Origin of the sequence: Oleiagrimonas sp. (genome assembly GCF_027858935.1) — a bacterium.
Lineage (GTDB): Bacteria > Pseudomonadota > Gammaproteobacteria > Xanthomonadales > Rhodanobacteraceae > Oleiagrimonas.
Genome location: NZ_JAQIBU010000347.1, coordinates 1 through 7,275, shown reverse-complemented (window position 1 = coordinate 7,275; position 7,275 = coordinate 1). Strand labels below are relative to the sequence as shown.

The window sequence follows — 7,275 nt, the reverse complement described above, 5'->3', positions numbered from 1 at the left end:
CCCTTGATGCGCCCGTCACGCAATCGCTGCAGCGCCTTGCCCGCCAGATCGCGCCGGATCGCCACGTAGGCGCGGGTGGCGTAGACATCGATCTTGCCGATGGCATCGGCCTTGAGTCCGGCCTCGCCGGTCAGCGCGCCAAGGATATCGCCCGGACGCAGCTTGTCCTTGCGCCCGGCATCGATCACCACGGTCTTCATCGGCGCCAGGTACAGCGTCTTGCCTGGCGTCGGGGCCACCTTCAACGGATGCCACGGCAGCGCCTGACCCAGCAGTTCCTCGATGTTGCCGGCCTTGGGTCGTTCGCGCGGGGTGCACAGCGTGAGGGCCCGTCCGGTTTCGCCAGCGCGGCCGGTGCGGCCGATGCGATGGGTGTGGGTGTCCGGGTCGTGCGCCACGTCGTAACTGATCACCAGCGGCAAGCCGACGATATCCAGCCCGCGTCCGGCCACATCCGTGGCCACCAGCACCGCGCAACTGTGGTTGGCAAAACGCACCAGCACCTCGTCGCGATCTCGCTGGTCCATGTCACCGTGCAGCGCCAGCGCCGAGAAGCCGCGCTGATCCAGATCCTTTGCTACCGCATCGACATCACGGCGCATGTTGCAGAACACCAGAGCGTGCATGCCCTCGACGTTGCGCGCATGCGCGCTGGCCAGCAGTTGCGCAAGCGCGTCGGGCTTTTGTGCCGGATCAACCTCGTAAAAACGTTGCTCGATGGCGGGCGTGTCCTCGACCGGCGCGTCCACCGTCACCGTCACCGGATCGCGCTGCAGGCGGGCGCTGGCCGCACGGATTTCATCCGGGTAGGTGGCCGAGAACAGCAGCGTCTGGTGGTGCTTGGCAATGCGCCCGACGATGTCGTCGATGGCCTCGCCGAAGCCCATGTCCAACATGCGGTCGGCCTCGTCCAGCACCAGCACCTTGATGCCGCCACCGTGCAGGCTTTCGCGCTTGAGGTGCTCCTGCACCCGCCCCGGCGTGCCGACCACGATATGCGGATCATGCGTCAGCGAGGCCAGTTGGGGGCCCAGCGGCATGCCGCCGCACAGTGTCAGCAGCTTCACGTTGGGAATGGCCGCCGCCAGCTTGCGGATGGCCTTGCTGACCTGGTCGGCCAGCTCGCGCGTCGGGCACAGCACCAGCGCCTGCAACCGGATGCTGTCCACATCCAGCGCCTGCAGCAAACCCAGCCCGAACGCCGCCGTCTTGCCGCTCCCGGTCACCGCCTGCGCAATCACGTCGCGCCCGTCCAGGATCGGCGGCAGACTGCGCGCCTGCACCGGCGTCATGTCGGCATAGCCAAGGGTTGCCACGCTGTCGCGCAAGGCCGGCTTGAGAGGGAGCGTATCGAAGGACGTCATGCGACATGATCGCATCTATTGGGTGCGTCTTGCGGATTCGACGTCCCCCTGCCTTCAGTAACGGGACGCTTTAGAGTCCAGGTTCATTTTAACTGCTTCGCGCAGGCAGCGGGCGTCAGCCTGCGCAAGGACTGCTGAGCGCCGGCGGCAGAAACCCGACAGCGGATGTGCAAACGGCGCCGCGTGAAGGTTCACACGGCGCCGTTTCTTTCATCGTGCCACGGCCACGGCAACGGACGCCCTGTGTCGGGCCGCAAGATGGGTTCAACCCAGCCTCAGGCGCTGGTCCAGCCGATGTACATAGGTCTCGAACTGACGCTGCTCGCTGTGCTGCAGATGCACCTGCACGGTGGGTACGCTGACCAGCGGATCAACACGACGATGGTGCTCCCACAGCTCAAAATACAGATGCGGACCGGTCGACAGACCACTGGTGCCGACGTAGCCGATCACCTGACCGGCGTGCACGCGAGTGCCTGGATGGATGCCTCGGGCGAAACGATGCATGTGGCCGTAGCGGGTCAACAGGCCCGGATTGTGGCGGATCTCGACCAAGCGGCCATAGTTGCCGTGCCAGGCGGCCAGGTCCACGGTGCCGGCCATCGCCGCGCGAATCGGCGTTCCCATCGGCGCGGCGAAGTCGATACCCTTGTGGAATTCGCGGCGCTTGAGCACCGGATTGATACGCCAGCCCCACCCCGAGGAGATACGCGCATGCGGCAGCGGCTTGTCCATCGACAGCATGCGCACGCCGCGCGCGTCCTCACTCATCAGATACTGATGACCGGCGCCGTCGACGAAGTGGAAGATGCGGTGATGATGCCCCTTCAGGGTCACATCCACGCACAGCAGCCGTTGCTGAGGATCCTTCTCGGTCCCGGCAAATACTGCCAGCACGCGAGTGCCGTGCGGCAAACGTGCTGGCAGGCGCCGATCATGGTGCAGGAACGCCTTGATGGCATCGACCAGGCGTGCCCGCACATGGTGCGCACGCAGCGCGCGCGGCAACGAATGATTCACCGTCATCGCGACTTGGGCAACGCCCTCGTGGACCACCGGCGGCCCGGGCAACTCGATGGTCGCACCGCGATGGGTCAGCGCCAGCGACTGCAAGCGCTTGGTGCCGTCCAGGCTGCGCGCCACGCAGAACGTCAGGGTATCGCCGACGTGCAGCCTGTGAAGTGCCACGGCGTCATGGGCGGTGCCCAGCCAGCGCATCACGCTGCCGGCCATCACACCGGCGTCGCGCAGCACGCTGTAGGCCGAGTCACCCGACGCCACCGTCGCCTGCTTCATGAGGCAGACAATCACGTGCTCGCCCGGCGGATTGTGTCGAACCGGCGGCGCCGACTTGGCACCTGCCACCGCTGTTGCCGCGATCAACGCCGCAGCCAATATCCATCGAGCCAAGATTGCCTCACCCAGTTGTCAGTTCAAATAGGGGGGACCACTACACACCACAGCTGGTTCCTTAGTGTTACAATATAACACCAAATGAACCGCGATTCGCAGCCATGACCCACAGCGCCCTGCTACTTGCCGTATTTGCCACGCTGGCCGTTGCCAGTGTGGCCGGCATTTCCGCAGTGGTGCTGCGCATACCCGAACCTCAATTGCAGCGCTGGCTGCCCTGGTGGCAGGCGGCGGCGATCGGCCTGCTGGTGGGTGATGCCAGCATGCACATGATGCCGGCAGCGCTGGCCCATGGTCTTGCCGCCGACCGGCTGTTGCCGCTGACCGGAGTGGGCATCGCCGTGCTGTTCGTGCTGGAACGACTGGTGCGCGCACAGGGGCATAGCCACAGCCATGCGCCCGGCCAGGTGCGCACCTTTGCCCGCATGAATGTGGTCGGCGACTTCACCCATCACCTCAGTGATGGCGTGGTCATCGGCGCCAGCTTTGCGGTCAGCAACACGCTGGGGCTGATCGTCAGCCTGGCGATCGCCGGCCACGAGATTCCGCGCGAACTGAGCAACGCCGCCGTGCTGATCGCCGGTGGCCAGTCGCGACGCAAGGCGGTGTGGTGGACGCTGGCCACCACCACGGCACTGCCTGCGGGTGCGCTGCTGACTGCCGTTCTGGCGCAACATGACGGTGCCGTCGGCACCACCCTGGCGCTGGCCTCGGGCGCGACACTCTATGTCGCCCTGGTCGACCTGCTGCCACCGCTGTGGCAACGGATCGGATCGTCTCGACGGCTGGCGCCGATGCTCGGCACCGTAGCCGGGGTCGTACTGATGTGGTTGTCTACCTTCGCCCACCCTCACTGAGGCCACCATGCGGTCGACGTTGGGTTCAGTCGCCGCGGCACTCGAGGCACACGCCGTGAACTTCCAGCGTCTGTATCTGTCCCTGTGGGCGGAACCCCAGCGAGCGCGCCTGCGCCTCGATCAGCGTTGACGTGGGATCGCGGCAGCGAAATGGCCAAGCACCGAGACTTCACGCTCACCACGGTTATCCTGGTCGACTTCTGTGATCCGCACAAGCCCTGGCAACATGGCTCAAATGAAAATACCAACCGGCTGCTGCGGCAGTACTTTCTCAAGGGGATGGATCTCACAAACCTGTCGCAAGCCAAACTCGATGCAGTGGCTCGACCGCTGAATGAACGCCCCAGGAAAACACTAATCTGCGAAACACCCGCCGAACCTTATCGGCAATGTGTTAAGTCGATCGGTTGAATTCGCCGTTGGTCTCTGCCCATCTAAACTTGCCGGGGCGCCATGGAGCCAGCACGAGCTTTGATCTGCATCATGCCTGCCTGCCCAGTGCCAACGTACTCGCAGCGACGTCGCGAAATGGCGCCAGGTGGTGTGTAGCAAGCAACATGATCCGGTCGCTCCGGTAATCGGCAAGCAGGGATATCAATGCATCACATGAGTCGGCATCAATCTCGTTGACCGGCTCATCGAACAGCATGACCGTTGGCGCAGCGACCAACGTTGCCGCGAGCAGAACCTTCTTGGCCATACCGGCTGAAAGGGTGCCCATGGGGGCATCCATGACATCGCTCAGGTGCAATTGCCGCACCACCTGCGCGCGGTAGTCCGGATCGCGCCGACTCGTGGGATATAGGGACAGCACGAAGTCGATCAGCAGGCCAGCGCGCAGCCACGGCATCGCAGGCGGAGCGCCAGGGGCCAGTACCACGCGGCTCGAGCACTCGGTCAGTGGCGTATCGCCCAGCTCGATGGTCCCATTGGTCGACGGCAAGGCGCCCGCGATGGCCCGCAGCAACGACGTCTTGCCAACGCCGTTGGGTCCCACCACGAGGTGCACGCCCGGCGGAAACGTATACGACAGCTCCTGCACCGAGCCGAACGGCAGCGTCAGTGCATGCAATCGGAGCAGGTCTGCTTCAATCATGTCAGCGTCGCCATCAGGAGGACCAGCGTGAGCGAAAAGTGCACAGCCGGTATCAGCCATCGCATCACGTCGCGCGTCCAGGTTGCGCCCAGCGCCCCCAGCACGAACAGGCCAGCATAGAAGTACAGCAGATAGGAGGGCAGGACGGCATCCGACGCTGCGACCGGCAAGGCGTGGCTCGCTGTCGCCCAGGTTGCGCCCATGCATATCGTGAAAAGTGCGGTTGGCATCGTCGCGGCGAACAGCGTTACGCGCCAACGGAACCGGCGGTGCCCGATCAGGAAATCCAGCCGACTCAGCACGGTGCTTCGGATCAACGCCGGCAGCCGGTACAAGGTAGCCGATGCCATCGCACTCAGTCCGATCAGCAGCGCCGTGGCCAGGCCCATACTGGGCGCGTGCCCGGCAAGCAGTGCCATGGCCATGGCCCACGCACCGAGCAGGCATGCGCCACGAACGATCAGCGACTCGCGCAACGCATGCAGCGAAACCGGCAGCACCAGGGCGCTGGCCACAGCTATCCGCTCGAAACACGCACGCGCGTGACCGGGGGGCAGCGACACTGTGGGCCGCGACGGTTGCATGCGCACGGCAGCGATCACCGCCAGCAGCGCCACGCCCAGCAATGCGAAGGCACCCGCTGCACTCTGTGGCCTCATCACCATCAGTGTGAGCAAGGGTAAGGCCATCATCCCCGCGCGCCGGTAAGCACCGCGCAACAGCAGCAGGTTGAGCACCAGGCCACTGCCGATCATCACCAGATAGGACACACACGCGAGCAGCGCCTGCTGCGGCGGCAAGTATCTCCAGAGCGTATACAGCAACCATGTCAGCGGCAGCCACAGTATCGAGTAACACTGCATGGCGATGAGCAGATCGGCGCGCCAGACGGCACGCTCGGGAATCGGCAGTACCGCAAGAAACGAGTCGGCTTCCTGCATGAACATCACACGGCGCAACGACCACAACAACCCCAGCGTCACCAGCTGCCAACTCAGCACCACACCGAGACGTTCAACCGGCGCCGTATGCGGATAGGTCAGCGCCATCAGCCCGTTCGCCAGTACCGTCAACATCTCCGCGACGACAAGTAAGCCGGTAGCACCCAGGAAGCCCAGCATGATGATCATGGTGCGCCCCATGCCACGGAATTGATCAGCCAGACTCATTCGGAAATGCAACTGGCGCAGACGCGAGTAGCTCAAGCTCATCCATGGCCCCTTGGAAAGCGGTTCTCACTCGCAGTCAGTAGCAGAGGCCAGTTGACCGCGTGACGGGCCTGCACACCGGCCCCGGGAATTCATTTTGACCGTATCTTCGAGGTAATAGCGAATGTCCGCTCCTGGCGGCGGCAGGAACTGCCGTTCATCCGCAGCGGCACCTCGACGGATGGCCGCCTGGCACGGGTACTTCGCCCTTTGCTGGACGACTATCAACGCGCCCTGGATTCACTGGATTTCCAGGATGCGGTGTATGGCCTGTCCAAGACCCTGCGCGTACTGACATGCAGGGCGCGGTTCTTCAATCGTCCAGACTTTCTTGCTGCCGAACGGGCGCGCACACTGATGAATCAAGGCCATACCCTGGCGGACATCACAGTGGCCTGCTGGTTCGCGGACCAGAGTCACCTGACGCGGCGGTTCCGCAAGGCTTTCGGTATCACGCCAACACGCTGGACCGCTTGTTTCCGCGCCGGATCGGGGCGCACGATCGTTCCATAGCTGAACCGGTCCATTTCCTGGGCTCGTAGCCATGCCCACGCTCCAGATTGATCGACCACGATCCGGATAGCAGCATGATTGCAGAATAAAGGGTATGGTCCGGAACAGGTGGATCCGTCGAGGGTGGGAAATAGTTCCCCACGAACCTCAAAGGGGCAGGTCGTCATCGTGAAAAGCAAACCGAGTCTGCGCGGTACAGTCTGCGTCCCTTGGGCTGCGGCCTTCCTGTGCATCGGCACTTCGCGTCATCTGATCAGCCCTCTCCCCCAGTCATGAAAATGGCCCACCGCACGCAAATTCGATTAAGGCCAAAGGCTGCAGCCCATCATCGCAACCATCAAACGTGGCGACACCTCGGCCAGATGCAAACGCCGGTTGAATCGGAATTGCGCTTCGGCAGGATACCCCCGCTCCTGTTTGCCAGGTCTGAAAGCATGGCAGCGTCCACTGAAGGCGCGTTCAACATGGGCCGGCACCCTGTTGATCCGACGGACTACTGGCACATCGCAGGCAGTAAGGCGTCCTTCAGCGACCTGCACGGTATTGGCGTTCGTCGTGTTGATGCAACGCGCAAAGCAGGCCATTCCATCGCTGCACAAACCGGTGTCCGGCGCCCGTCGGCGTTGGCACCACAATGTCATCCTCGGATGGCTGGATGTACTACTTTGATCGGGAGAGTCTGGTTATGCTGACGATACGCAAGCTTTGCAAAACCTACGGCAACGGCGTCGCAGCCCTGCAGGATGTGTCGCTGGATATCCCGCGAGGCATGTTCGGACTGCTTGGCCCCAATGGCGCCGGCAAGTCGACCTTGATGCGCACGA

The 7,275-nt window shown here is 63.6% G+C and carries 7 protein-coding genes and 1 pseudogene; 4 read left to right on the top strand and 4 right to left on the bottom strand.

Going from position 1 to position 7,275, the window contains the following annotated elements; translation table 11 throughout:
• Window positions 1-1,364: ATP-dependent RNA helicase DbpA (gene dbpA, locus PF446_RS13160; RefSeq protein WP_298072342.1), on the bottom strand; the 1,364-nt coding region annotated here is incomplete at its 3' end.
• A gap of 264 nt (window positions 1,365-1,628) precedes the next feature.
• Window positions 1,629-2,660, bottom strand: a complete 1,032-nt coding sequence (locus PF446_RS13155) for a M23 family metallopeptidase (RefSeq protein ID WP_298072340.1) — start codon at window positions 2,658-2,660, stop codon at window positions 1,629-1,631.
• A gap of 218 nt (window positions 2,661-2,878) precedes the next feature.
• Between PF446_RS13155 and PF446_RS13150 the strand changes: the two genes are divergently transcribed.
• On the top strand, window positions 2,879-3,634 hold the full coding sequence (locus PF446_RS13150) for a ZIP family metal transporter (RefSeq protein WP_298072338.1): 756 nt from the start codon (window positions 2,879-2,881) through the stop codon (window positions 3,632-3,634).
• Between the two features lie 123 nt (window positions 3,635-3,757).
• A pseudogene (locus tag PF446_RS13145) lies at window positions 3,758-4,045 on the top strand (IS30 family transposase); the annotation flags it as partial.
• A 70-nt stretch (window positions 4,046-4,115) separates the two neighbouring features.
• Here PF446_RS13145 and PF446_RS13140 read toward each other — a convergent pair.
• Complete coding sequence (locus PF446_RS13140; protein WP_298072336.1) at window positions 4,116-4,730, bottom strand: ATP-binding cassette domain-containing protein; 615 nt, start codon at window positions 4,728-4,730, stop codon at window positions 4,116-4,118.
• Window positions 4,727-5,941 (bottom strand): hypothetical protein, encoded by a 1,215-nt coding sequence (locus PF446_RS13135; RefSeq protein ID WP_298072334.1) that lies wholly within the window; start codon window positions 5,939-5,941, stop codon window positions 4,727-4,729. The genes PF446_RS13140 and PF446_RS13135 overlap by 4 nt, the downstream gene beginning before the upstream one ends.
• A gap of 207 nt (window positions 5,942-6,148) precedes the next feature.
• Here PF446_RS13135 and PF446_RS13130 point away from each other — a divergent pair, with 207 nt between their 5' ends.
• The gene (locus tag PF446_RS13130; protein ID WP_298072332.1) at window positions 6,149-6,451 is read left to right on the top strand and encodes a helix-turn-helix domain-containing protein; all 303 of its coding nucleotides are present in this window, start codon (window positions 6,149-6,151) and stop codon (window positions 6,449-6,451) included.
• Window positions 6,452-7,136: 685 nt separating this feature from the next.
• The coding region (locus PF446_RS13125; protein WP_298072344.1) for an ATP-binding cassette domain-containing protein at window positions 7,137-7,275 on the top strand (139 nt) is incomplete at its 3' end.

Bases quoted from the DNA above. Each gene is read 5' to 3' on its own strand.
- PF446_RS13150 (WP_298072338.1), top strand. From the start codon at position 2,879: ATGACCCACAGCGCCCTGCTACTTGCCGTATTTGCCACGCTGGCCGTT.
- PF446_RS13140 (WP_298072336.1), bottom strand. From the start codon at position 4,730: ATGATTGAAGCAGACCTGCTCCGATTGCATGCACTGACGCTGCCGTTC.
- PF446_RS13135 (WP_298072334.1), bottom strand. From the start codon at position 5,941: ATGAGCTTGAGCTACTCGCGTCTGCGCCAGTTGCATTTCCGAATGAGT.
- PF446_RS13155 (WP_298072340.1), bottom strand. From the start codon at position 2,660: ATGAAGCAGGCGACGGTGGCGTCGGGTGACTCGGCCTACAGCGTGCTG.